We start from the raw sequence: 24,683 nt of genomic DNA, 5'->3' as shown, positions 1-24,683 counted from the left end.
CCCGGTCGAGACAAGGCCGCGCCCCGCTCTCGGCGAGCGGGGCGCGGCACCGTCCGCTCCATGCTCACCCGGCGGGGCGGGCGCAGCCGAGCCGTACACCACGTACGCCCGGCGAGTAGTGGGCCAGCGGCTCCTCGTCGCACGGCGGTAGTCCTGCGGCGCCCCGCAGGTTCTCCGCCAGCGACTCGACGGTGGCTCCGGCGAGGGGCCACGGCTCGTGTTCGACGGGGACCTCCCAGAGCGTACCCAGACGCCGGGTGTAGGCCCGCCAACGGGAGGTCAGCCAGATGTCGAGCTCCGTCGGCCGGGTGCGGCGCTCCCCGCACCGGACGACCAGTCGGTAGGAAGCGTCGGCGAGACGCCGCCTGCCGGTGTACTCCACGCGGTCACCCGCGAACGTCACGTGCAGGCGGGCGAGCCGGTACGGAGCTCCGACCGCCTGGGCCCCCAGCATCAGCGGGTTGGTGACGTCCAGCGAGAAGAACCACAGCCCGCGTCGGCCACCGGGACGGCGTACGTACGTCCGTAGGTTGGTCTCCGGAAAGCGGGGCAGCCCGGGCAGGGCCGGGAGGGGATGCGGGCGCAGATCCGTCATCACGAACGGGGTGAGGCCGACCCACGCCGACCCCGCGTACTCGTCCACTTCCACGTCCTGGGGCAGGAGTCGCCGTACCGCCTCGGGCGGGTACGGCCAGTGGAGGAAGCACTGGGTCACCCAGGAGCACCGCAGCACCGGCAGGCGCACCCGATGCGCGGCCATCTCCGTCGCGGTCTCAGCTCTGGTCAATGCCGCGCTCGCCTTCCGCATGGGAAGGTGTCGGCTCGGTCATGGGGTCCTTCATGATCAGGCCCTTCCACGGTAGGGATTCCGCCGACATCGCACCGTCCCCTACAGAGGGCTGCCCCATGAGGTGAGGGGTAACCGGCACGTCGGCCGGCCCCCGCGAGCGCTGACACGAGCCCCGGAGGCCGTCGGCCGACGCCGTCCCCTGCGCCGGTACCGGCGCCGAGAACCGCTCCGCCGCGCGGAGGGCGACTCACATGAGCAGCAGCGCATACGTTCGGCGCGGCCGGGCACCCGTACGGGCACACCGGCGGCTTCGATCATGGCGGGGCCGTTCGGAGACCATGTCTCTTCGGCCGTAGGGAGTCGCCGTGACCGTCCGGATCGGGGTCGAGGAAGAGTTCCACGTGATCGACGTCGAGAGCGGGGAACTCGTTCCGCGGGCCGACGCCGTACTCGGCAAGCTGGCACGGCACGCGGACGCGTACGCGCGCGAGCTGCCGCAGTCGGTCGTCGAGTCGAACAGCGGGGTGCACGAGTCCTTGGAGGGTCTCTACGCGGACCTGTCCGCGTCGCGCGGACGGCTCGACAGGGCCGCCTCCTCCCAGGGCCTGGGGGTCGCGGCCGTCGGCACCGCACCGCTGACACGGCTCGGCACCGTACCGCCGACCGACGACGACCGCTACCTGCACATGACGGGCGAGTACCGACGACTCGCCGACGAGCAGCTGATCTGCGGTGCGCAGGTGCACGTCGACGTGCCGGACCGGGACACCGCGGTGCGGGCGATGTGCGCTGTCAACCCGTGGTTGCCGCCGCTCCTCGCGTTGTCGGCCAGTTCTCCCTTCTGGCTCGGCGCCGACACCGGCTACGCGAGCTGGCGCACCATGGTCTGGCAGCGCTGGCCCACCTCCGGCGCGCCCGGATGCTTCGGCGGCGCCGAGGAGTACGACCGGGCGGTGGACGAACTGGTCCGCTCGGGCGTCATCAGCGACGCCGGCATGATCTATTACGACGTCCGCCCGTCGGCGCACCTGCAGACCCTCGAGCTGCGCATCTGCGACGCGTGCCCGCGCGTCGAGACGGTGGTGCTGATCGCCGCTCTCTTCCGGGCGCTCGTGGTCGATGCCTGCAGGGAAGCCCGGACCACCGGGAACGCCGGGTGCGACGGCCGGCACGAATGGCTGCGCGCGGCCACCTGGCGAGCGGCTCGATCGGGCCTGGAGGCCGACCTGATCGATCCGTCCACCCGGCTCCCGGCGCCCGCCCCCACGGTCGTACGCGGCATGCTCCGGCGGCTGCGTCCGACGCTGGAGGAGTACGGGGACTGGGAGACGGTGCGTTCCTTGACGGAGGAAGCCCTGGCCCAGGGCAGCGCCGCCCACCGCCTGCGCAGGAAGGCGGCGAAGGAGGACCTGCTCGCGGCGGTGGACGACATCCTCGCCGAGACCCGGGGCGACGGCCTGCGGCCCGTCCGCGGCGACCGGACCCGCAGCCGCATCACCCGCCTCCCCGGCCGGTGGGACGGGCGGCCGGCGGCGAGTGCCTCCTGAGACGCCCTGCCGGACCGCGGACGCCGCGGAGCCGCCCCCGTCCGGGTGACACCGAGGACCTCACGAGAACGAACCACGTCGAACACCAACGCCTATCGAGGAGTAACGGAACATGCGAAAACGCGGTGTCTTCTTCCCCTGCCCTGTGCGAGTCGTCCTCTCACCGGGAGGTCCGACGTGTGCGGCCTGAGCGGAGAGATCCGCTTCGACGGCGGACGGCCCGATGTGGCCGCCGTGGAACGAATGACCGACCGCCTCGCGGCACGGGGCCCCGACGGCCGGGGCGTCTGGTCCCAGGGCGCCGTCGCCCTCGGGCACCGACGGCTGAAGATCATCGATCTTTCGGAGCGTGCGGCCCAGCCGATGACCGATGCCGAAGCGGGCCTCACCTGCGTCTTCAACGGCTGCGTCTACAACTACGAGCAGCTGCGTGAGGAGTTGCGGCGGCTGGGGCACCGCTTCGTCACGACGTCGGACACCGAGGTGGTGCTCAAGGCGTACCGCGAATGGGGCACCGACTTCGTCCAGCACTTCGTGGGCATGTTCGCGGTGGCGGTGGCGGAGCACGACACGGGCAGGGTCGTGCTCGCCCGTGACCGGCTGGGCATCAAGCCCCTCTACCTGGCGGAACAGCCCGGGCGGCTGCGGTTCGCCTCGACTCTCCCGGCCCTCCTCGCGGGCGGCGGGGTGGACACCTCCCTCGACCCGGTCGCCGTGCACCACTACATGAGCTGGCAGTCGACGGTCCCCGCGCCGCGCACCGTGCTCGCCGGCGTGCGCAAACTCCCGCCCGCCACCGTCCGTGTCGTGGAACCGGACGGCACCCGGCACGACCACCCGTACTGGCAGCCCTCCTACACGCGCCGAAGCGAATTCGCCGGCATGGGCCCCGAGGACTGGCGGGATGCTGTCCTCCAGGCGCTGCGCACCGCCGTCCGCCGCCGGATGGTGGCCGACGTGCCGGTCGGCGTACTGCTCTCCGGCGGCCTGGACTCCAGCCTGATCGTCGCCCTGCTCACCGAGGAAGGGCAGAAGGATCTGGCCACGTTCAGCGTGGGGTTCGAGTCGGAAGCCGACGAGGACGGGGACGAGTTCTTCTACTCCGACCGGGTCGCACGGCACTTCGGGACCGACCATCACCAGTTGATGGTGCCCTCGGACCGGGTGTCCACCGCCCTCGACGGTGCGGTGGCCGCCATGAGCGAACCGATGACGAGCCACGATGTCGTCGCCTTCCACCTCCTGTCGGAGCTGGTCTCCAAGGAGGTCAGCGTCGTACAGAGCGGCCAGGGAGCCGACGAGGTGTTCGCCGGCTACCACTGGTACCCGGCGCTGGCCGAGGTCGCACGCGAGGAGGAGCCCGAGCGGTACGCCCAGGTCTACTTCGACCGGCCCCACGCCGAGCTGACGAAGATCCTTCAGCCGCACATGCTGCCCGACGGCGACCCGTCCCGGGAGTACGTCCGTACGCACATGGCCGCCCCCGGCGCCGAGACGGCGCTGGACGCCGCGCTGCGCACGGAGACCCACGTCATGCTGGTCGACGACCCGGTCAAGCGGGTCGACAACATGACGATGGACTGGGGCCTGGAGGCCCGGGTGCCGTTCCTCGACCACGAACTGGTCGAACTGGCGGCGGCCTGCCCGCCCGGTCTGAAGCTCGCCCAGGGCGGCAAGGGTGTGCTGAAGGACGCCGGTCGCACGGTGCTGCCGCCGGACATCGTGGATCGGCCGAAGGGCTACTTCCCGGTTCCGGCGATCCGCCACATGGCAGCCCCGGTCCTGGAGCGGGTGCGGGACGCGCTCTCCGCTCCCGCCGCGCGCCGACGCGGGCTCTTCCGCGACGAGTACCTGGCCTCGCTCCTGAAGGCCCCGGACGACCACCGCACGAACCGAGGGGCGAACGCCCTGTGGCAGGTAGCGTTGCTGGAGATATGGCTGCAGACGCACGGCATCGACTGACCGCGGAGAGCCCGTCCGCGGCTCCGTCGTCGGCTCCCTCGACGCAGCCGCTGGTCGCCGCTGCCGCTTCTCAGGACGCCTCCACGGGGCTGGTTGCGCACGCGTGCTGGTACCCGACGGTGGACCCGGGTGGTGAGCGCGTGGCCTTCATCTGCGACCGCGGAGGCGTGCCGCAGCTCTGGGCGGGACCCGTGGGTGGCGAGGAGGCCCGTCTGCTCGACGCCGGCCCGGACCACGTCACCGAGGTGTCCTGGTCGCCGGACGGCCGATGGATCGCCTACACCGTCGCGCCGGGCGGCAGCGGCCACACCCGGGTGCTCTGCGTCCGCCCAGACGGCTCGGACCGCAGGATCCTGGCCGGTCAGGATCCGGGATCCTCCGCGTATCTGGGCTGCTGGACCGGGGATGGCTCGGCGCTGGCGGTCACGATCGCGGAACCCGTCGGCGACCTGCCCGATCTGCGCGCCCTGGCCGAGCGCCCCGCGGGCTGGACGGAGCGCGACGGGCACGCCACCCTCCTCGGCGCCGGCGTGCACGGCACCGAGGACGGCGGCGCTCCGGCCCGCGACCGCCTCACGGCCTATCTCCTCGATCCGGCGGGAACCACCGCGCCCACCCTGCTGGCCGACGAAGCCGAGGCGGCGACGTTGCGGGTGTGCGACGTCAGCCAGGACGGAAGCCTGGCCCTGATACGCCGCGGGCCGCGCGGGCGGCGTGAGGCGGTGGTGGTCCGCGTGTCCGACCGGACCCCCGTCTGTACGCTGCCTGTCGCGGACGGTGACCCGTGGATCGGCCGCTTCTCCGCGGACGCCCGGGCTGTGTGGCTGCGCAGCGACCACGAGCGCGAGTTCGCGGCGCTGCTCGCCCTGCATCTGGACGAGGAGGGAGGACGGACGGACCTCCGGGTGGTCGCCGAACGCCACGGTTGTGATCTGGAGTTGCTCGCCTTCGTGGAGAACGGCCGACGCGCCGCGCTGGCGTGGAACGTCCGGGGCACCAGCGAACTCGAGACGCTGCCGCTGGCCGGGGCCGCCGCCGGAACCGGCACCGGGACGGCGCTGCCCGCGCCCCGGGCCGTGGAGCTGGAGCACGAAGTGGTCACCCGAGTCACGCCGGCCGGGTCGTACGGCATGCTGGTCGCCCTCTCGGGCTCGCAGCGCAGGCCCGGGGTGTGGCACGTGCCGGGTACCACCGCCCCGGCGCGCACGCCGTGGTCGGCGCGGGACGCCGAGACCGTTCCGCCGGGGCCTCCCCCCGTACGGCCGGTGGCATTGCGCCCGACGGCCCGTGACGGTCTGCTCCTGGGCGGCTGGTACCACCGGGCGCCCGGGCGCGGCCCCGGTGAACCGGCGCCGTGCGTGCTCCACCTGCACGGCGGCCCGGAGGAACAGGAGCGCCCGGTCTTCGCCCCGCTCTACCACGAACTGCTCGGCCGGGGCCTCGACGTCTTCGCACCGGACGTCCGGGGCTCGGCCGGCTGGGGCCGTTCCTTCCGCGACGCCGACCTCGGAGAAGGACGCTTCGCGGCGATCGAGGACGTGGCCGACTGCGCGGCGCACGTGATCGAGGCCGGACTCGCCGACCCCCGCCGCCTTGCCGTCATGGGCCATTCCTACGGGGGTTACCTCACCCTGGCCGCTCTCGTCTGGCACCCCGACCTGTTCCGTACGGGCGTCACCGTCTGCGGCATGTCGGACTTCGCCACCTTCTTCGCCGGCACCGAACCGTGGCTGGCGGAATCCGCGGCGCACAAGTACGGCCACCCCGAGCGCGACAGGGCCCTGCTGCACGCACTGTCTCCGATGAGCCGCATCGACGCACTGCGCGTGCCCCTGCTCGCGGTCCACGGCGAACACGACACCAACGTCCCTCCGCGCGAATCCGAACAGATCGTCCACGCGGCGCGCGAACGGGGCCTGGAAGCCGACCTGCTCCTGCTCCACGAGGAGGGCCACGACTTCCGGCGCGCCGAGAGCCGACGGCTCTTCCGGCGCACCGCCGCCGACTGGCTCCAGCGATGGCTCGCCCCGTGAACACCGGCCCCACCCGCGTAGCCCCTCGGGGGTCACCTCACCGGCCCGCTCCCCCAGGGAACCCGTGAGCGCCCCGCGGCTCGGGGCGCCGGTGTTTCACGGTCCCACCCCGAGCCGCAGGGCGGCGCGTCGGTTCGGATGACCTCCGCCGAGACCTCCTCAGGGCCTAGGGAAGAGCGCCGGTCTCAGCGGTCTCCGGCCATGGAGCCCTCTCGTGCGCCGGGGCCGCGGCGGTTGCCGGTGCGGTCGCGGGCCGCGGAAGCGGCGGCGAGGGCGAGGAGGGTGGCGATGACGCCGATGATGAGGTTGCTGGTGATGGAGCGGGTGCGGGCGACGTCGCCGGCGACGACCCATGGGGCGACGCAGGTCCAGATACCGATGGCGGCTGCGGCCCAGGCCATGGAGTGGGTGCGTTCGTAGGAGTTGCCGAGGCCCCCGAGGAGCAGGGTGTAGGCGATGCCGGCGATGAGGTTGGTGACGGCGAGGGTGGTGAAGCCGCTGAAGCCGACTATCCAGGGGGACGCTGCGAGGTAGAGCCCGGTGAGGACGGCGAGGGCCTCGATCATCTGGGCTCGTGGGGTGGCGGCGGCACGGTCGTGCCGGGCGCGCAGTTCCATCAGGTCGGGGTGCTCTTCGATGGGTGCGCGATGGGTTGACGCCATGATGACCTCCAAGAAGAGATGTTCACCCGACCGCCTACCCATAAAAACGACATAAATGGGCAAAGCGGTCAGGATTTCGGTCAAGGCCACCGTGCCAGGTCCAGGCACCGCCGGTGGCGTCGTCTCTCACGTGGCCGTCACAGGCGTCGGTGACCCCGGCCACCAGGCTGCGCACGACCTCCCGCCGGTGCTCGGCACCAGTCCGGACAGCGCGGCCGACGGCGCTACTCCCTGTCCCGCGCCTCCCGACGGCCTTCCCCGCGGGGGGACGGGCGCCCGTGTCGGCCTCGGCCGCGTCGGCGAGGGCCTCCGCCGCGGCTTCAGCGGCCCGCGCCGCGTCGTCGGCGGCCTGGGCGGCCGCCCTGTCCTCCGAGGAGGTCTCACGCGTGGCAGGTGACTGGGGCAGCACCTCGCTGAAGGCGCGGGACACCCCCTGAAGAGCGGAGGTGACCTCGCTGGGGATCACCCAGAAGGTGCTGCCACCGCCTTGCGCGAGCTGAGGCAGCATCTGCATGTACTGGTAGGCGAGCAGCTTGGGGTCGGGGTCGTTGCGGTGCACGGCCTGGAACACCTCGTCGATGGCCCGCGACTGCCCCTCCGCCTTGAGGATCTCCGCGGTGCGGTTGCCCTCCGCCCGGAGGACAGCGGACTGCTTGTCGCCTTCGGCGGTGAGGATCTGCGACTGCCGTTGCCCCTCGGCCCCGAGAATCGCGGCCCGCTTGTCCCGCTCGGCGCGCATCTGCTTCTCCATCGCGTCCTTGATGGACTGCGGCGGGTCGATGGCCTTGATCTCCACCCGGTTGACTCTCAGACCCCACTTGCCGGTTGCCTCGTCCAGCACGCCGCGGAGCTGGTTGTTGATCGTGTCGCGCGAGGTGAGCGTCTTCTCCAGGTCCATGGAACCCACGACGTTGCGCAGGGTGGTGACGGTGAGCTGTTCGACGCCCTGCAGGAAGTCCGCGATCTCATAGGCGGCCGCTCGTGGGTCCGTGACCTGGAAGTACAGGACGGTGTCGATCTCGACGACCAGGTTGTCCTCGGTGATCACCGGTTGCGGCTTGAACGAGACGACCTGTTCCCTCAGGTCGATCACCGGATAGACCCGGTCGATATAGGGGATGACGAGGTTGAGGCCTGGCCGCAGCGTGCGCCGGTAGCGGCCCAGGCGTTCGACGTTGCGAGCGCGCGCCTGAGGGACGATGCGTACAGCCCGCACTACGGTGAATACGGCGATGAGCGCGACGATCACGCCGGCCACGAGAAGGCCCGAGACTTCCATCTCTCACTCCCGGGGATATACGACGGCGGTGGCGCCATTGATTTCCATGACGTCGACGGTCGTTCCCCGAGGAATCACCAGCGTTTCGTCGTAGGCGCGAGCCGTCCATTCCTCGCCGCCGATGCGGACCCTGCCACCCAGGCCCGTCACCTCCGAGACGACATAGGCGGGCCTGCCCACCAGCGCGTCCACGCCGAACCGCTCCGCCTCGGGCTTGAACAGGTGGCGCCCAGCGACCGGGCGTACGAAGAACAGACTGATCGCGGCGAGGACGGTGAAGACCAGGAACTGCAGCGGCAGGGGAAGCCCCAACGCGGCGGACCCCGCGGTGGCCAGAGCAGCCGCCCCGAGCATCCCGAGCGCGGCGGTGAGAGTGAAGATCTCCGCCACCGCCAGCACCCCTGCGGCGATCAACCAGATCAGCGCTGGATCCATCGTGCCCTCCTGGCCACAGCGGCTTCGCGAAAGGCGTCTGAGGAGAACCTCCCTTTTAGTATAGTTTCACCCCTCCCTCACCCCGGGCCCTCCCAGGCGGGACGGCGCCTCAGTGGCCGGGGTGGTCGCCGCCGACAGGGGCGACGGGTGACGCGCGTCCGGCCTGGATTCGGGATGCGCCCGGATCCGGCCCATGGTGCACCGGTGCGCGCCCGCGGCCTCGCGTCGATAATTGCGCCATGATGCGCATGCGCAAAGCACGTTCACGCGACCCCCACCTGATGCGCTATCAGGAAAGTCGGCATTCGGTCAGCATCAGTACCGCGCGGAACCGCCCTTCGCCACCATGAAGCGCCGAGACCCGCAATTCGCCTCGCCTGCTCATCCATCAGGAGGTACCCCTTGAGGATGCTGATCAACGTTCCCGAGACCGTGGTCGCCGATGCGTTGCGGGGAATGGCCGCCGCGCATCCCGAGCTCACGGTCGATGTCGAGCATCGTGTGGTCCTGCGGCGGGACGCTCCCGTCGCCGGGAGGGTGGCGTTGGTCTCCGGGGGCGGGTCCGGGCATGAGCCGTTGCACGGGGGATTCGTGGGGCCCGGGATGCTGGCGGCGGCGTGTCCCGGGGAGGTGTTCACCTCGCCCGTGCCCGATCAGATGGTGCGGGCCGCCGCGGCCGTCGACTCGGGCGCCGGGGTTCTGTTCGTCGTCAAGAACTACACCGGCGACGTGCTCAACTTCGAGATGGCCGCCGAGCTCGCCGAGGACGAGGGCATCCAGATCGCCACGGTGCTGGTGAACGACGACGTGGCGGTCACCGACAGTCTGTACACGGCGGGGCGGCGCGGGACCGGGGCCACCCTGTTCGTGGAGAAGATCGCCGGGGCCGCGGCGGAGGAGGGCGCGCCGCTGGAGCGGGTCGAGGCGATCGCGCGACGGGTGAACGAGCGGTCGCGGTCCTTCGGGGTGGCGCTGAGCGCCTGCACCACGCCCGCCAAGGGCGGACCCACTTTCGACCTGCCGCCGGGTGAGCTGGAGTTGGGCATCGGGATCCACGGCGAGCCGGGGCGCGAGCGGCGGCCGATGATGACCTCGGGCGAGATCGCGGACTTCGCCGTCGACGCCGTACTGGAGGACCTGCGGCCGTCCGGGCCGGTTCTCGCCCTGGTGAACGGGATGGGCGCCACGCCACTGCTCGAACTGTACGGGTTCCATGCCGAGGTGCAGCGGGTGCTGACCGAACGCGGGGTACCGGTCGCCAGGGCCCTCGTGGGGAACTACGTGACCTCGCTCGACATGGCCGGCTGTTCGGTGACGCTGTGCGAGGCCGACGAGGAGATCCTGCGCCTGTGGGACGCGCCCGTGCAGACGCCCGCGCTCCGCTGGGGCCGGTGAAGGCGGAGGGAGAAGGGAAAGGATGACGGCATGAGCGACATGAACGAGTCCGAGAGCGGCGGCGCGCTCGACGTCGCCTTCTTCACCCGCTGGCTGACCCTCGCCGCGGCGGCCGTCGACCGCGAGGCAGACCGCCTGACCGAGCTGGACTCGGCGATCGGCGACGCGGACCACGGCGCCAACCTCAAGCGGGGATTCGCCGCCGTGCGGGACGTGCTGGAGAAGGAGCCGCCGCAGACACCCGGCGCTGTCCTCGTCACCGCGGGACGGCAGTTGATCTCCACCGTCGGCGGCGCCTCCGGGCCGCTGTACGGGACGCTGCTGCGCCGGACCGGCAAGGGGCTCGGCGACTCCGTGACCGTGTCCCGGGAACAGCTGGCGGCCGCGCTGACCGAGGGGGTCGCCGCCGTGGGCCGGCTCGGCGGGGCGCACGCCGGTGACAAGACCATGCTGGACGCGCTCGGTCCGGCCGCCGGGGCACTGGGCGAGTCCTTCGAGGCGGCCCGGGACGCGGCCGAGCGGGGCGCCCTCGCGACCGTGCCGCTCCAGGCGCGCAAGGGCAGGGCCAGCTATCTCGGCGAGCGGTCTGTCGGACACCAGGACCCGGGGGCGACCTCGTCGGCGCTGCTGGTCGCCGCCCTCGCCGAGGCGGCGGCCTGATGAGCGGGCCGGTGGGGATCGTTCTCGTCTCGCACAGCGCGGCCGTGGCCCGCGCCGTCGCCGAACTGGCCCAGGGCCTGGCGGGCGGCGGGGCGACCGCGCCGGTCGCCCCTGCGGGCGGCACCCCGGACGGCGGCCTCGGCACCAGCTCCGAGCTGATCGTCGAGGCGGCGAAGGCGGCCGACCGGGGCGCCGGCGTGGCCCTGCTCGTCGATCTGGGCAGCGCCGTACTGACCGTCAAGGCTCTCCTCGCGGAGGAGGACGAGCTGCCCGAGCGGTCCCGGCTCGTGGACGCCCCGTTCGTCGAGGGCGCCGTCGCCGCCCTCGTCACGGCCTCGGCCGGCGGGGACCTGGACGCGGTGGTGGCGGCGGCCTCGGAGGCGTACGGCTACCGGAAGGAATGAGCGGAACAGGTCGCGAGGCGCTCGTCACAGAGCGCCTCGGACCGCACCCGTGTTGTGATGTACCTGGTCAACCCACTAATGTCGCAGGGCCTTGGTGTACGGGAAACCGGTGCGGTACCGGTGCGGCCCTCGCCACTGTGATCGGGAAGTCCGGCTCCATCCCCCCGGGGAAGCCACTGCACCGCCGCGGGAGACCGTTGCGGTGTGGGAAGGCGGAGTCGCGGCGGCATGACCCGTCAGCCAGGAGACCGGCCAAGGTGCGTTGTCCATCCACGAGGTGCTGGAGAGGGTCTCCCAACCATGCATATCGCCGAGGGGTATCTGCCCCCTGTGCACGCCGCCGCCTGGGGCGTCGCGTCCGCTCCGTTCGTCGTCCACGGCGTCCGCGCGCTGACCCGCGAGGTCAGGTCCAATCCCGAGTCGACCCTGTTGCTCGGTGCGTCCGGTGCGTTCACCTTCGTCCTGTCCGCGCTCAAGATCCCGTCCGTCACGGGGAGTTGTTCCCACCCCACCGGCACGGGCCTGGGGGCGATCCTGTTCCGGCCTCCGGTGATGGCGGTCCTGGGCACCATCACCCTGCTCTTCCAGGCGCTGCTGCTCGCTCACGGCGGGCTGACCACGCTCGGCGCCAACGTCTTCTCGATGGCCGTCGTCGGGCCGTGGGCGGGGTACGGAACGTACTGGCTGCTGCGCCGCTCCAGTGTGCCGCTCATGGTGAGCGTCTTCTTCGGCGCGTTCGTCGCCGATCTGTCCACGTACTGCGTCACCAGCGTGCAGCTCGCGCTCGCCTTCCCCGATCCGGGCAGCGGTGTCCTCGGCGCGCTGGCCAAGTTCGGCGGGATCTTCGCCGTCACGCAGCTGCCGCTCGCCGTCAGCGAGGGCCTGCTCACGGTGCTCGTGATGCGCCTGCTCACGCAGTCCAGCAAGGGAGAGCTGACCCGGCTGGGGATCCTGCTCCCCGGCGCCCGCAAGCCCGGGACCGAGACCAAGACGGCGGGGGCGAGCGCCTGATGAGCCGGAACGCGAAGATCAACACGCTGCTGCTGCTCGTCGTAGCGGCGCTGGCGGTGCTCCCTCTCCTGCTGGGTCTCGGCGACCACAAGGAGGAGCCGTTCACCGGGGCCGACGCCGAGGCGGAGACGGCCATCACCGAGATCGACCCCGACTACGAGCCGTGGTTCAGCCCGCTGTACGAGCCGCCGTCCGGCGAGGTGGAGTCGGCGCTGTTCTCGCTCCAGGCGGCGATCGGCGCCGGGGTTCTCGCGTACTACTTCGGCCTGCGGCGCGGCCGTCGGCAGGGCGAGGAGCGCGCACTGGCCGCAGCGACCGCACCGGTCACCACGGACGCCGCGAAGGTGACGCGCGCCGCCACGGGCGACGAGTAACCGCCAGTGCTGCCGATCGACGCGGCCGCGCACAGCAGTCGCTGGCGCCGCCGCCACCCGGGCGAGAAGGCCGCCCTCGGCTTCGGTCTCACCCTGGCGGCGGTCTGTCTGCCGCCGTGGCCGGGTGCCGTGCTCGTCGCGGCGGCCACCCTCGGGGTGCTCCTGGGGCCGGCCGGTGTGCCGGGGCGTCAGCTGTGGCGTGCGTTTCGCATTCCGCTGGGGTTCTGCGTGACGGGCGCGGTTCCGCTGCTGTTCGAGGTGGGCGGGGCCCGTGGACTCGTCGCGCTCGCGCCGGACGGGCCGGTGCACGCGGGCGAGTTGCTGCTGCGGACCTCGGCCGCCTCCCTGGGGGTGCTGCTGTTCGCGTTCACCACGCCGGTCTCGGACGTGCTGCCACGGCTGGTACGGGCGGGGGTTCCGGCGCCGGTGGTGGACGTCGCCCTGGTGATGTACCGGATCAGCTTCCTCCTGCTCGACGCGATGTCCAAGATCCGGCAGGCGCAGGCGGCCCGGCTCGGGCTGACCTCCCGGGCGGCGGCCTGGCGTTCGCTCGCCGGGCTCGGCGCGACGGCGTTCGTGCGCGCCTTCGACCGGGCGCAGCGCCTGCAGACGGGGCTGGCCGGGCGGGGTTACGACGGGACTCTGCGGGTCCTGGTCCCCGAGGCGGCGGTCTCGGGCCGGTTTCTCGTCGCGACGGCCGGCCTCCTGGGCGGTCTCGTCGCCCTCACCCTCGTACTGGAAAGGTCCCTGCCGTGAGTGTCGCGTCACCTGTCGTGGAGCTGGTGAAGGCCGGGTTCGCCTACGAGGACGGGCCCGCCGTCCTCGACGGCATCGATTTCGCCGTGCCGGAGGGGCGGGCGCTGGCCCTGCTCGGCCGCAACGGCAGCGGGAAGACGACGTTGCTGCGGCTGCTGAGCGGGGGGCTGCGCTGCGGCAGCGGCGCGCTCCGCCTGGACGGCGAGGAGGTGTCGTACGACCGCAAGGGTCTGACCCGGCTGCGGACGACCGTGCAGCTGGTGGTCCAGGATCCGGACGACCAGCTGTTCGCGGCCTCGGTCGGTCAGGACGTGTCGTTCGGCCCGATGAATCTGGGGCTTCCGGAGGATGAGGTACGGCTCCGGGTGCGTGACGCCCTGGAGGCGCTGGACATCGTGGCCCTGGAGGACCGGCCGACCCATCTGCTCTCGTACGGGCAGCGGAAGCGGGCGGCGATCGCAGGCGCCGTGGCGATGCGGCCCCGGGTTCTCATCATGGACGAGCCGACGGCGGGGCTCGATCCGCACGGGCAGGAGCGACTGCTGGAGGCGCTCGGCCGGCTGCGGGAGGCCGGCACGACGGTGGTGATGGCGACCCATGACGTCGATCTGGCGCTGCGCTGGGCGGACGAGGCCGCCGTGCTCTCGCCGGAGGGCCTGCGGACGGGGCCGATCGCGGAGCTTCTCGCCGACGACGCCCTGCTCGACGCGGCCCGGCTGCGCCGGCCGTGGGGCATGGCGGTGACCCGCCTGCTGCGCGCGCACGGTCTCTTCGCCTCGGACGGCGACGCCCCGCGCACGGCGGAGGAGCTGGACGCGTGGACGACGGCGAAGGAGGGGCGACCGCCGGCGCCGGTGGTTACCGAGTAGTACAGGTCACGTCCCGAGTGTTCTGCAACTAGTTGCACAAGCGGGGCGGGGTCCCTTAGAACTGGGGGTGACGATCCTGCGCGAGGAGGCGCCCCCCATGACCCCGTACCCGCACCTGCTGAGCCCGCTCGACCTCGGGTTCACCACCCTGCCCAATCGGGTGCTCATGGGGTCGATGCACGTCGGCCTCGAAGAGACCGAGAACGGCTTCGAGCGGATGGCCGCCTTCTACGCCGAGCGCGCCCGCGGCGGCGTCGGTCTCATCGTCACCGGCGGCATCGCCCCGAACGAGGCCGGCCGGCCCTGGGACGGCGGCGCCAAGCTCACCACCGAGGAGGAGGCGGCCGAGCACCGCCTCATCACCGACGCCGTGCACGAGGCGGGCGGGCGCATCGCGATGCAGATCCTCCACTTCGGCCGGTACGCCTACCACCCGGCCCTCGTCGCGCCGAGCCCCGTCCAGGCGCCGATCAGCCCGTTCGTACCGAACGAGCTCACCGACGCCGAGGTCGAGCAGACCGTCGAGGACTACGCCCGCTGCGCCGAGCTCGCCAAGGCCGCCGGGTACGACGGCGTCGAGGTGATGGGCTCCGAGGGCTACCTGATCAACGAGTTCATCGCGGCCGCCACCAACCGGCGCACCGACCGCTGGGGCGGCGACTACGCGAACCGGGTCCGCTTCCCGCTGGAGATCGTCCGCCGCATCCGCGAGCGGGTCGGCGAGGACTTCATCGTCATCTACCGCCTCTCGATGCTGGACCTGGTGCCTGGCGGTTCGACCCTGGAGGAGGTCGTCTCCCTCGCCAAGGAGATCGAGGCGGCCGGCGCCACCATCATCAACACCGGCATCGGCTGGCACGAGGCGCGCATCCCCACCATCGCGACCTCCGTACCGCGCGGTGCCTACACCTGGGTGACCAAGAAGCTCATGGGGGCGGTCTCCGTGCCGCTCGTGACGAGCAATCGCATCAACACCCCCGAGGTCGCCGAGCAGATCCTCGCCGAGGGCCGCGCGGACATCGTCTCCATGGCCCGCCCCTTCCTCGCCGACCCGGACTTCGTCGCCAAGGCCGCCGCCGACCGCGCCGACACCATCAACACCTGCATCGGCTGCAACCAGGCCTGCCTGGACCACACCTTCAACCTGAAGATCACCTCCTGCCTGGTGAACCCGCGCGCCTGCCACGAGACCGAGCTGGTCCTCTCCCCCACCCGGTTCGCCAAGCGGATCGCCGTGGTCGGCGCGGGCCCGGCCGGACTCGCCTTCTCCGTCTCCGCCGCCGAACGCGGGCACTCCGTCACCCTGTTCGACGCCGCGGCCGAGATCGGCGGACAGCTGAACATCGCCAAGCAGGTGCCGGGCAAGGAGGAGTTCGACGAGACGCTGCGCTACTTCCGCACCCAGCTCGACGCCAAGGGCGTGGACGTCCGACTGAACACCACCGCCACCACCGAGCTGCTCGCGGAGTACGACGAGGTCGTCGTCGCCACCGGCGTCACCCCCCGTACCCCGGAGATCGAGGGCATCGACCACCCCAGCGTCGTCAGCTACCTCGACGTCCTGCGTGACGGCGCCCCGGTCGGCGAGCGGGTCGCGATCCTCGGCGCGGGCGGCATCGGCTTCGACGTCGCCGAGTACCTCACCGACGGCGGCGAGGGCGCGAGCCAGGACCCCGAGACGTACTTCCGGCAGTGGGGCGTGGACACCTCCTACGAGACGCGCGGCGGGCTGCGCACCCCCGAGCGGCCTCGGCCCCCGCGCCAGGTCCACCTGCTCCAGCGCAAGACCTCCAAGGTCGGCGCGGGCCTCGGCAAGACGACGGGCTGGATCCACCGTGCGGAGATGAAGCACCGCGGGGTCGCCATGGTGGCGGGCGTCTCGTACGAGCGGATCGACGACGAGGGCCTGCACATCGTCCTCGACGGCGAGCCGCAGGTCCTGCCGGTCGACACCATCGTCCTGTGCACGGGCCAGGAGCCGCGCCGCGGCCTGTACGAGGAGCTGATCGCCGCGGGGCGTACCGCCCACCTGATCGGCGGCGCCGACGTGGCCGCCGAGCTGGACGCCAAGCGCGCCATCGACCAGGGCACCCGGCTGGCGGCGGCTCTGTGAGCCGCGTCGGCCGAATCTAGGATGCGCGCATGTCCCTCCCGCACGCGATCCTGACCGCGCTGCTCGAGAAGCCGTCCTCCGGCCTCGAGCTGACGCGCCGTTTCGACCGGTCGATCGGCTACTTCTGGTCGGCCACGCATCAGCAGATCTATCGCGAGCTGGGGAAGCTGGAGCAGGCGGGGCACATCCGTGCCCTGCCCGCGCCGACACCGGCCCGGGGCCAGAAGAAGGAGTACGAGGTCCTGCCCGCGGGCCGCGCCGAGCTGACCGAGTGGGTGGCAAGGAGCGAGGACCCGAAGCCGCTCCGCTCGGCGCTGCTGCTGCGCATGCGGGCGGCGGCGGTCGTCGGCGCGCCCGGCATGCGGGAGGAGCTGCGGCGCCACCTCGACCTCCACCGGCGGCAGTTGGAGGAGTACCGGGCGATCGAGGTACGGGACTTCCCGCCGGCGCGCCGGGAGAGCGAACCTGACCGGCTGCGCCACCTGGTCCTGCGGGGCGGGATCGATCTGGAGCGGTTCTGGGTGGAGTGGCTGACCCAGGCGCTGGGCGAGCTGGAGCGGTAGCCCGGGCTTTTGTTAATGGGAACCATTTTCAGGTAGCGTCTCCGTCACGTCCCGACGATGGAGGTCCGTTTCCCATGGCCGTACCCAAGCGGAAGATGTCCCGCTCCAACACCCGCCACCGCCGCGCCCAGTGGAAGGCGACCACGCCCCAGCTGGTCCCGATCACGGTCGACGGCGTCGTCCACCGCGTCCCGCAGCGCCTGGCCAAGGCGTACGAGCGCGGCCTGCTGCGCCCCGAGGGCTGAGCGCGATGACGGCCACGGCGACGCCCGCCGCGCACACGCAGGACCGGAGGCTTCCGGTCACGGTCCTCTCCGGTTTCCTCGGAGCGGGGAAGACCACCCTGCTCAATCATGTCCTGGCCAACCGGGACGGTCTGCGCGTCGCCGTGATCGTCAACGACATGAGCGAGATCAACATCGACGCGGCACTGGTACGGGGCGGGGACGCCGCCCTCTCGCGCACCGAGGAACGGCTGGTCGAGATGACCAACGGGTGCATCTGCTGCACCCTCCGCGACGACCTGCTCGAAGAGGTCGCCCGGCTCGCCGAGGAGGGCCGCTTCGACCATCTGCTCATCGAGTCCAGCGGCATCTCGGAGCCGATGCCGGTCGCCGCCACCTTCGCGTTCCCCCGCGACGACGGCGCCACCCTCGGGGATGTCGCCCGTCTCGACACGATGGTCACCGTCGTCGACGCGGCGAACCTCCTGCCGGAGCTGGAGCGCGGCGACGCTCTGGCCGAGCGGGGCCTCGCCCCGTACGAGGACGACGAGCGGACGGTGAGCGATCTGCTGATGGACCAGATCGAGTTCGCCGACGTCATCGTCGTGAACAAGCTCGACCTCGTCGACGCGGCCGACGCGGACCGGCTGCGGGCCGCGCTGGCCCGGCTCAACCCGGCCGCCCGGATCGTCTCCGCCACGCACGGCCGGCTGCGGCCCGCCGAGATCCTCGGAACCTGCCTCTTCGACCTGGAACGCGCCCAGCAGGCGCCCGGCTGGGTCAGGGAACTCAATGGCGACCACGTGCCAGAGACCGAGGAGTACGGCATCTCCTCGACGGTCTTCCGTGCCGAACGGACTTTCCACCCCGAGCGGTTGTGGCGGTTCGTCACCGAGGGCCTGGACAGCGGCGCGTACGGCCGGGTCCTGCGCTCCAAGGGGTTCTTCCGGCTCGCGGGCCGCGAGCGGGTGACGGGCCTGTGGTCCCAGGCGGGCGCGGTGGCCCGCTTCGAGCCCTCGGGTGTCCGCGACGATTCCAGCCAAGCGCCTCTCCACGCTCAGGAGTTGGTCTTCATCGGTACGGAGCTGGCAGCGGACGCGCTGCGGGCCGAGCTCGCCCGGTGCCTCGTCGCCGACGGGGAGAGGGGCCCCTGGCGGGACCCGTTTCCCGTGTGGGCCGTCCACGGTCTCGACGACGTGTGCGAGCAGGGCGACGGACACGAGCAGGAGGACGGCCACGGGCACGGGCAGGCGCGTGGGCACGAGGACCCGCGGGGGCACGAGGACCCGTACGGTCCCGCGCCCGAGCACCCGGCCCGCGCCGCGGCCGGCTGACTCACTCCCCGGCGGCCGCCTTCCGCCATGCCGCGTCGCGCAGCAGCCGCAGGCCGTTCAGGCCCACCAGGACCGTCGAGCCCTCGTGGCCGGCCACGCCCAACGGCAGCGGAAGGTGGCCCACCAGGTCCCAGACGACCAGGGCTCCGATGCAGAAGCCCGCGATCACCAGATTCTGGACCACCAGGCGGCGGGCGCGCCGGGAGAGCGCCACGACGGCCGGGACCGTGGCCAGTTCGTCCCGTACGACGACCGCGTCGGCGGTCTCCAGTGCCAGGTCGGAGCCGGCCCGGCCCATGGCGACGGAGCTGTGAGCGGCGGCCAGGGCGGGTGCGTCGTTGACGCCGTCGCCGACCACCAGGACCCGGGCGCCGGCCCGCTCCCACTCCCGTACCGCCGCGACCTTGTCCTGCGGCAGCAGTCCCGCCCGTACGTCGGTGATCCCGGTCCTCTCGGCGATCCGGGCGGCCGCGGCCGCGTTGTCGCCGGTCAGCAGGGTGGGGGTGGTGCCGGTGAGCCGGGTCAGGGCGGCGACCGCCTCAGGGGCGCCGTCGCGGAGCCGGTCGGCGAACTCCAGGACGGCGACGCGGGCGCCGTCGACGACGACCTCGACCGTGGTGTCGGCGTGCTCGCCGTCGGCCCGGCGCACCCGCACCTCACGTCCTTCGACGATCGCCCGTACTCCCTCGCCGGGCACGGAGGAGAAGTCCCTCGCCTCGGGAACGCTCAGCCCCTTGGCGCGCGCCGCGGCCACCACCGCGCGCGCCAAGGGGTGTTCGCTGGGCAGCTCGGCCGCGGCGGCCAGGGCGAGGGCCGCCTCGTCGCCCCGCACCTCGGTCACGCGCGGCGCGCCCTCGGTCAGGGTGCCGGTCTTGTCGAGCGCGACCCGGTCGACCGTACCCAGGCGTTCCATCACCACGGCGGACTTGACCAGAACGCCGTGGCGTCCGGCGGTGGCGATCGCCGACAGGAGCGGCGGCATGGTGGCGAGGACGACCGCGCAGGGCGAGGCCACGATCATGAAGGTCATGGCGCGGAGCAACGTGCTCGTGAAGTCGGCGCCGAGGGCGAGCGGCACGGCGAAGAGGGCGAGGGTGGCGACGACGACGCCGACGGAGTAGCGCTGTTCGATCTTCTCGATGAAGAGCTGGGTGGGCGCCTTGGTGGCGCTGGCCTCCTCCACGAGGGCGACGATCCGGGCGATGACGGAGTCCCCCGCGTCCTTGTCGACGCGGACGCGCAGCGCTCCGGTGCCGTTGAGGGTGCCGGCGAACACCTCGTCGCCGGGCGCCTTGGCCACAGGGAGCGGCTCTCCGGTGATGGTGGCCTGGTCGACGTCGCTCGCGCCGTGGAGCACGGTGCCGTCGGCGGGCAGCCGCTCCCCCGGCCGTACGAGCACGGTGTCACCGACCCGGAGGGCCGCCACGTCCACCGCCTCCTCGTGGCCGGCGGCGACGTCGGCGCCCGCACCGCCGGTGAGGCGTACCGCCCGCGCGGGCGCGAGGTCGAGCAGTCCGCGTACGGAGTCGGCGGTGCGCCGGGTGGCGAGGGCCTCCAGCGCGCCGGAGACGGCGAAGATGACGATCAACAGACCGCCGTCGAGGTACTGGCCGATCGCCGCGGCCCCGACGGCCGCGACCACCATCAGCAGGTCCACGTCGAGGGACTTCTCGCGCAGCGCCTGGAGTCCGGCCCAGCCGGGCTCCCAGCCGCCGGCCGCGTAGCAGAGGGCGTAGAGCGGCCCCCAGGTCCAGGCGGGGGCGCCGGACAGGTCCAGGGGGAGGGCGAGGAGGAAGGCGAGGGCGGACAGCGCCGCCCAGCGGACCTCGGGCAGGGCGGACACGCGGGTCCCGCGGGAGGGCGCGGGCGCCGTCCGCGACGGAGCGGTCTGGGTGTCGAGCACCGGGGAAGCCATGGAGGAAGCACCTCTGGGTCTCGGGGGAGCGAGGAAACGAGGAGACCACCATAGCGGAACACATGAAGACGTCTTCATCTGTGCCTGGAGAGTCGCCGCTACGATGAGCGCATGGGACACGGAGTGAACGGCGGAGCGACGCGAGCGACCCACCTGGACGCGGAGTCCGCGGCCACCATCGCCGCCACCCTCCAGGCCCTGGCCACCCCGTCGCGGCTGATGATCCTCACCAAGCTGCGCCAGGGCCCCTGCGGCGTGACCGAACTGGCCGAATCCGTCGACATGGAGCAGTCCGCCGTCTCCCACCAGTTGCGCCTGCTGCGCGCGCTCGGACTGGTCACGGGGGTCCGGCAGGGGCGCCGGATCGAGTACAGCCTCTACGACAACCACGTGGCCCAACTCCTCGACGAGGCCGTCTACCACATCGAGCACCTGCGCCTCGGCACCCGCGACGCGTCCCAGGAGACCGTGGATACTGGACAGTCATAGATCCACGACGTCGAAAGGGCGGGGATGGCCGACGACTTGGGGCACCGCGGAGCGCGTCACGCGGTGGTCATCGGGGGAAGTCTCGCGGGCCTGCTGGCCGCGCGGGTGCTCAGCGAGCACGCCGAGAAGGTGACGGTCGTCGAACGCGACCGCCTCCCCGAGGGGCCGGATGCACGGCCGGGGGTACCGCAGGGCCGGCACACCCATGTGCTGATCGAAGGGGGCCAGAAGGCGCTCGACGAGCTGCTGCCGGGCTTCATGGACGAACTCACGGAGCTCGGTTCGCCCCAGGTGGGCATGCCCAGCGACATGATCCAGTGGCAGAACGGCCAGTGGTTCCGCCGCACGGCCGCGACCACCGTCATCCACACGGGTCCACGCGCGCAACTCGAATGGCTGGTGCGCCGACGGGTGCTCGCCGACCCGCGGATCGAGGTCGTGGAGGGGGCCGAGACGGTCGGCCTGATCGGCGACTCCGCACGGGTGCGCGGGGTTCTGCTGCGGGAGCGCGGCGCAGGCAAGGGAGCCGGAACGGACACCGGGGACGGGACCGGGACCGGCAGGGAGACCCGCACGCTGGAGGCCGATCTGGTGGTGGACGCGTCCGGCCGCGGCTCGCACGCTCCGGACTGGCTCGCCGCGATCGGCGCCGAGGCACCCCACGAAGAGGTCATCGACACCGGCCTCGGCTACTCGACGCGCGTCTACCGCGGCCCGGTCGACGGCACGACGGACGCCCTCGGCTTCAACATCGTCCCCAACCCCCGCCAGGTGTACGGCGGAGTCGTCGTTCCCGTCGGCGGCGGCCGGCATCTCGTGACACTGTCCGGACTGCGCGACGACCTTCCCCCGACGGACGAGGCCGGTTTCGAGGAGTACGCGAAGCGGCTCCCGCACCCCCTGGTCGGCGAGTGGCTGGCGCGGGCGGAGCCGGAGTCCTCGGTCTTCGGCTTCCGCAAGACCGCCAACGTGCGCCGCAGGTACGACCGTCCGGGACGCCGCCCGGCCGGATTCCTCGCCACCGGCGACGCCCTGTGCGCCTTCAACCCGATCTACGGACAGGGCATGGCGGTCGCCGCGATCAGCGCCGTCGCCCTGCGCCGGGCGCTGGCGGACCCCCGGCGGACGCCGACCACGCGGACGGTCCAGAAGGCACTGCTCGACGCGTCCAAGCCGGCGTGGGACATCTCGGCCGGAGCGGACAAGAAGATGCCGGGTGCGACCGGCAGCGCGGTGGGCGCCGGTCCGGTGGACAAGCCCGTGGGCTGGTACCTGCGCCGCCTCCAGGAGCGGTACGGCGGCGATCCGCTGGTGGGCGCGGCCTTCCGCTCGGTCCTGACCCTGACGGCTCCGATGACCGCGCTGTTCGCCCCGGCGGTGGCCCGGGCGGTGCTGTTCGGGCCGGTCCCGGAGACGCCGTCGGAGCCGCCGTTGCGGCGCGAGGTGTAGGACGCGAGGCGTGCGTCACGGCGGGGGTGGCCGGGGTCCGCGCGGACCTGCCTCCGCCGTGACGCCCCCGTGAGCCCCTGAAGCCCCGTCAGGCCTCCGGGCCCCGGAGCTTCACGCGCCCGGTGCCGACGGGATCATGCCCGCCGCGATGGCCGCGCCGAGCGCCGAACAGTCGTCGGCGTTCTGCCTGGCGTACCGGATCGCGAAGTCGGCGACGGCCCGGTCGAAGACGTCCGAGGAGCCGAGGTAGCCGGCGATGGCGATCCGGTCGCCGGAGCGGGCGTGGGCGCGGGCCAGGGCTCGGCCGCAGAGCGCGGCGTAGTCGCCCAGCATCGCCGGCGACATGGTCTCCACCTCCGCCGAGCCTTTCATGTCACGCAGTTGGCGCCAGTAGAAGTGGCGCCGCTCCGGCCCGGTCATCCACCCGAGGAAGATGTCGCTCGCGGCCTGGATGAGGCGCTGTCCGCAGACGATCCGCTGCCCTTGGTGGGCGTACGTGCTCGGCGGCAGGTACGGCTCCAGGACCGAGCGGCCGGCCTCCTTGACCTGGAGGACCAGCGGATCGTCGGCGTCCCGGCCTTCGAGGAGGAGGACGAAGCAGCGGGTGCCGACGCTGCCGACGCCCACGACCTTGCGGGCCGCGTCGACGAAGCGGTGCCGGTCCAGGAGCAGGCGGCGCTCCTCGGAGAGAGAGCTGCGGTAGTCGCTGAAGATCTTCCCGAGGGCGATCCGGTCGATGTCCGTGGTGCGCTGGAGGAGCGGCGGGTCGTCGACGAAGCGCCGGCCACCGTGCTCGTCCTGCCGGGTGAGGCCGGCGAGGGCCTGGAGGCTCGTGCGGCGACGGGCCCGGGCGAGGCGGTTCTCGACCCTGGCGCGGCGGTCCCGGCGCACCAGGGGTGCCAGGTCGTCCGCGTCGATCCGCTCGTACCAGACGGCGAGTTCGCCGAGGCCGGCGAGGCGGCGCATGGCGGTGCGGTACGACGCGGTGGCGACGAGGGCGGCACGGTGGGCCTTGGCCTTGGTGGTGCCGTTCTCCAGGGCGGCGACGGCGACGCTCGCGGCGAGCCGTTTGACGTCCCACTCGAAGGGGCCGGGCAGGGTCTCGTCGAAGTCGTCGACGTCGAAGAGAAGCGCCCGTCCGGGTGACGCGTAGACGCCGAAATTGAGCAGATGGGCGTCTCCGCAGAGCTGGACGGTGAGCCCGGTGCGAGGCTGGGCGGCGAGGTCGGCGGCCATGACGGCTGCGGCGCCGCGCAGGAAGGCGAAGGGCGAGGCGGCCATCCTGCCGTAGCGGAGGGGGACCAGTTCGGGCACCCGGTCGACGGCCTGGAGCTCCAGGACGGTCAGCGGGTCGGGGCGCTGCGAGGAGGGTATCCAGCGGCCGTGCGAGGAGCGGGGCACGACTTTGCGGGCCGCTCGGCCGACCTCGGCCCGCTCCGACGGTGTCGCCATCCGGCCTCACCCGCCTCTTCCACCGCCGTTACCGGTCACGATTCATTACAAGGTCAGCTGCTGCCGCCCGCACCCCGGGACGGTTCCGGTTTCGGTCACTCCCGCACACCCCCTCTTCCTAATGGTTTAGACCAATGATAGGAATGATCACTCAAGCGGCCCACGTGGTCACTCTGAGCAAAGAGAGGGTTGGAACATGGCTGAGCCCGAACCCGAGCAGGCGGCGGTGGTCCCGCTCTACCTCAAGGTCGCCGCCGCCCTGCGGAGCGACCTCACCGACCGGCGCCTCGCCCCCGGAAGCCGGCTCCCGTCCGAGCGCTCCCTCGCGCACCGCTACCACGTCAACCGCCAGACCGTCCGAAGCGCGCTCCAACTGCTGCGCGAGGAACGGCTCGTCGTCACCGACCGCCGCGGCACCTTCGCCGCCGGCCCCGAACAGGAGGCGCGTCTCCCGGCCCTGACGGCCCGTCGTCAGTTCTTCCCCGGCGGGGCGGAGGCGGCCGACGCGCTGGTGCGCGCCTCCCTCGCCTGGGAGGCGCCCCCCACCGCGCTGACCGGGCGGCTCGCGCTCGTCCCCGGCGAGCCCACGCTCGTCCACCGGCATGTCGTCCTGTCCCCCGGCGGCGCGGCCCTGCAGCGGTCGGTGTCGTGGTTCTCCCGGCCCGCGCTCGCCGAGATCCCTCAGCTCGGCCGCTACCGACGCGGCAAGGGAGCCGGCAAAGGGACCACGCTCCAGCCCGATCTGCGGCTGCTCTACCACTGGATGCACCAGGCCGGGCTCCGCCTCACCCGCCGTGAGTCGATCGGGGTGCCGGCGGGCCCCGTCACAGCCGCCGGGGGCGTCGCGGCTCGCCTGGTCGTGCACCGGGTGGTGAGCGACCAGCACGGGCGCGCGCTGGAGATCACGGACATCGACTTCGCGGCCCAGGAGGCGGCCTGGACCTACGAGTTCAGCGGCTGACGAAGG

The 24,683-nt window shown here is 72.4% G+C and carries 22 protein-coding genes, 1 pseudogene and 1 riboswitch; of the genes and pseudogenes, 17 read left to right on the top strand and 6 right to left on the bottom strand.

Going from position 1 to position 24,683, the window contains the following annotated elements:
* Nucleotides 1-64: 64 nt before the first annotated feature.
* Nucleotides 65-787: a YqjF family protein gene (locus tag IE136_RS11880; RefSeq protein WP_308432410.1), complete on the bottom strand. Its 723-nt coding sequence runs from the start codon at nucleotides 785-787 to the stop codon at nucleotides 65-67.
* Nucleotides 788-1,155: 368 nt separating this feature from the next.
* Between IE136_RS11880 and IE136_RS11875 the strand changes: the two genes are divergently transcribed.
* The 3 genes from IE136_RS11875 (at nucleotide 1,156) to IE136_RS11865 (ending at nucleotide 6,332) form a co-directional block, all read left to right on the top strand.
* Nucleotides 1,156-2,337, top strand: a complete 1,182-nt coding sequence (locus IE136_RS11875) for a carboxylate-amine ligase (RefSeq protein ID WP_158984468.1) — start codon at nucleotides 1,156-1,158, stop codon at nucleotides 2,335-2,337.
* Nucleotides 2,338-2,514: 177 nt separating this feature from the next.
* On the top strand, nucleotides 2,515-4,299 hold the full coding sequence (locus IE136_RS11870; RefSeq protein WP_189600295.1) for an N-acetylglutaminylglutamine amidotransferase: 1,785 nt from the start codon (nucleotides 2,515-2,517) through the stop codon (nucleotides 4,297-4,299).
* Nucleotides 4,272-6,332, top strand: a complete 2,061-nt coding sequence (locus IE136_RS11865) for a S9 family peptidase (protein ID WP_189600294.1) — start codon at nucleotides 4,272-4,274, stop codon at nucleotides 6,330-6,332. Before IE136_RS11870 ends, IE136_RS11865 begins: the two co-directional genes overlap by 28 nt.
* A gap of 185 nt (nucleotides 6,333-6,517) precedes the next feature.
* Here the strand turns inward: IE136_RS11865 and IE136_RS11860 are convergent, their stop codons facing one another.
* From IE136_RS11860 to IE136_RS11850, 3 genes and pseudogenes are all read right to left on the bottom strand, one after another.
* The gene (locus IE136_RS11860) at nucleotides 6,518-6,994 is read right to left on the bottom strand and encodes an SPW repeat protein (protein ID WP_189600293.1); all 477 of its coding nucleotides are present in this window, start codon (nucleotides 6,992-6,994) and stop codon (nucleotides 6,518-6,520) included.
* A 262-nt stretch (nucleotides 6,995-7,256) separates the two neighbouring features.
* Nucleotides 7,257-8,273 (bottom strand): annotated as a pseudogene (locus IE136_RS11855) (SPFH domain-containing protein); the annotation flags it as partial.
* Between the two features lie 3 nt (nucleotides 8,274-8,276).
* Nucleotides 8,277-8,708: an NfeD family protein gene (locus IE136_RS11850; RefSeq protein ID WP_189600292.1), complete on the bottom strand. Its 432-nt coding sequence runs from the start codon at nucleotides 8,706-8,708 to the stop codon at nucleotides 8,277-8,279.
* Between the two features lie 402 nt (nucleotides 8,709-9,110).
* On the opposite strand from IE136_RS11850, the gene dhaK reads away from it, so the two are divergent.
* From dhaK to IE136_RS11795, 11 genes are all read left to right on the top strand, one after another.
* The gene (gene dhaK / locus IE136_RS11845; RefSeq protein ID WP_158984478.1) at nucleotides 9,111-10,103 is read left to right on the top strand and encodes a dihydroxyacetone kinase subunit DhaK; all 993 of its coding nucleotides are present in this window, start codon (nucleotides 9,111-9,113) and stop codon (nucleotides 10,101-10,103) included.
* Between the two features lie 30 nt (nucleotides 10,104-10,133).
* Nucleotides 10,134-10,763 carry a dihydroxyacetone kinase subunit DhaL gene (gene dhaL, locus IE136_RS11840; protein WP_373309050.1) on the top strand — a complete coding sequence of 210 codons (630 nt, stop codon included), beginning with the start codon at nucleotides 10,134-10,136 and terminating at the stop codon, nucleotides 10,761-10,763.
* Nucleotides 10,763-11,167 (top strand): dihydroxyacetone kinase phosphoryl donor subunit DhaM, encoded by a 405-nt coding sequence (dhaM, locus tag IE136_RS11835; protein ID WP_158984480.1) that lies wholly within the window; start codon nucleotides 10,763-10,765, stop codon nucleotides 11,165-11,167. The genes dhaL and dhaM overlap by 1 nt, the downstream gene beginning before the upstream one ends.
* 75 nt (nucleotides 11,168-11,242) lie before the next feature.
* Nucleotides 11,243-11,438: riboswitch (cobalamin riboswitch) on the top strand.
* 29 nt (nucleotides 11,439-11,467) lie between these two features.
* On the top strand, nucleotides 11,468-12,178 hold the full coding sequence (locus IE136_RS11830) for an energy-coupling factor ABC transporter permease (protein WP_189600291.1): 711 nt from the start codon (nucleotides 11,468-11,470) through the stop codon (nucleotides 12,176-12,178).
* On the top strand, nucleotides 12,178-12,552 hold the full coding sequence (locus IE136_RS11825) for an energy-coupling factor ABC transporter substrate-binding protein (protein WP_158984484.1): 375 nt from the start codon (nucleotides 12,178-12,180) through the stop codon (nucleotides 12,550-12,552). The genes IE136_RS11830 and IE136_RS11825 overlap by 1 nt, the downstream gene beginning before the upstream one ends.
* Nucleotides 12,553-12,558: 6 nt before the next feature.
* Nucleotides 12,559-13,308 (top strand): cobalt ECF transporter T component CbiQ, encoded by a 750-nt coding sequence (gene cbiQ / locus IE136_RS11820; RefSeq protein ID WP_158984486.1) that lies wholly within the window; start codon nucleotides 12,559-12,561, stop codon nucleotides 13,306-13,308.
* Nucleotides 13,305-14,177 carry an ATP-binding cassette domain-containing protein gene (locus IE136_RS11815; RefSeq protein WP_229818786.1) on the top strand — a complete coding sequence of 291 codons (873 nt, stop codon included), beginning with the start codon at nucleotides 13,305-13,307 and terminating at the stop codon, nucleotides 14,175-14,177. Before cbiQ ends, IE136_RS11815 begins: the two co-directional genes overlap by 4 nt.
* Before the next feature lie 97 nt (nucleotides 14,178-14,274).
* Nucleotides 14,275-16,290, top strand: coding sequence for an NADPH-dependent 2,4-dienoyl-CoA reductase (locus tag IE136_RS11810; protein ID WP_189600290.1), 2,016 nt, complete (start codon nucleotides 14,275-14,277; stop codon nucleotides 16,288-16,290).
* A 29-nt stretch (nucleotides 16,291-16,319) separates the two neighbouring features.
* Nucleotides 16,320-16,853: a PadR family transcriptional regulator gene (locus IE136_RS11805; RefSeq protein WP_189600289.1), complete on the top strand. Its 534-nt coding sequence runs from the start codon at nucleotides 16,320-16,322 to the stop codon at nucleotides 16,851-16,853.
* Between the two features lie 74 nt (nucleotides 16,854-16,927).
* Entirely contained in the window at nucleotides 16,928-17,098 is a 171-nt protein-coding gene (gene rpmF / locus IE136_RS11800) for a 50S ribosomal protein L32 (RefSeq protein WP_158984494.1), read from the top strand.
* Between the two features lie 5 nt (nucleotides 17,099-17,103).
* Nucleotides 17,104-18,411, top strand: coding sequence for a GTP-binding protein (locus IE136_RS11795; protein WP_158984496.1), 1,308 nt, complete (start codon nucleotides 17,104-17,106; stop codon nucleotides 18,409-18,411).
* Between the two features lies 1 nt (nucleotide 18,412).
* Here IE136_RS11795 and IE136_RS11790 read toward each other — a convergent pair whose 3' ends face one another.
* The gene (locus IE136_RS11790) at nucleotides 18,413-20,326 is read right to left on the bottom strand and encodes a heavy metal translocating P-type ATPase (RefSeq protein ID WP_158984498.1); all 1,914 of its coding nucleotides are present in this window, start codon (nucleotides 20,324-20,326) and stop codon (nucleotides 18,413-18,415) included.
* A 111-nt stretch (nucleotides 20,327-20,437) separates the two neighbouring features.
* On the opposite strand from IE136_RS11790, the gene IE136_RS11785 reads away from it, so the two are divergent.
* Entirely contained in the window at nucleotides 20,438-20,815 is a 378-nt protein-coding gene (locus IE136_RS11785; RefSeq protein WP_158984499.1) for an ArsR/SmtB family transcription factor, read from the top strand.
* Between the two features lie 24 nt (nucleotides 20,816-20,839).
* Nucleotides 20,840-22,264 carry an FAD-dependent oxidoreductase gene (locus IE136_RS11780; protein ID WP_158984501.1) on the top strand — a complete coding sequence of 475 codons (1,425 nt, stop codon included), beginning with the start codon at nucleotides 20,840-20,842 and terminating at the stop codon, nucleotides 22,262-22,264.
* A gap of 111 nt (nucleotides 22,265-22,375) precedes the next feature.
* Here IE136_RS11780 and IE136_RS11775 read toward each other — a convergent pair whose 3' ends face one another.
* A complete protein-coding gene (locus tag IE136_RS11775; RefSeq protein WP_158984503.1) occupies nucleotides 22,376-23,716 on the bottom strand; it encodes a DUF2252 domain-containing protein in 1,341 nt (446 codons plus the stop codon).
* Nucleotides 23,717-23,912: 196 nt separating this feature from the next.
* On the opposite strand from IE136_RS11775, the gene IE136_RS11770 reads away from it, so the two are divergent.
* Entirely contained in the window at nucleotides 23,913-24,677 is a 765-nt protein-coding gene (locus IE136_RS11770) for a GntR family transcriptional regulator (RefSeq protein WP_158984505.1), read from the top strand.
* Nucleotides 24,678-24,683 lie beyond the last annotated feature (6 nt).

Origin of the sequence: Streptomyces lateritius, from assembly GCF_014649715.1 — a bacterium.
Taxonomy (GTDB): Bacteria; Actinomycetota; Actinomycetes; order Streptomycetales; family Streptomycetaceae; genus Streptomyces; species Streptomyces lateritius.
Note: the sequence above shows the minus strand (reverse complement) of the source record. Positions and strands in the feature narration are given on the sequence as shown.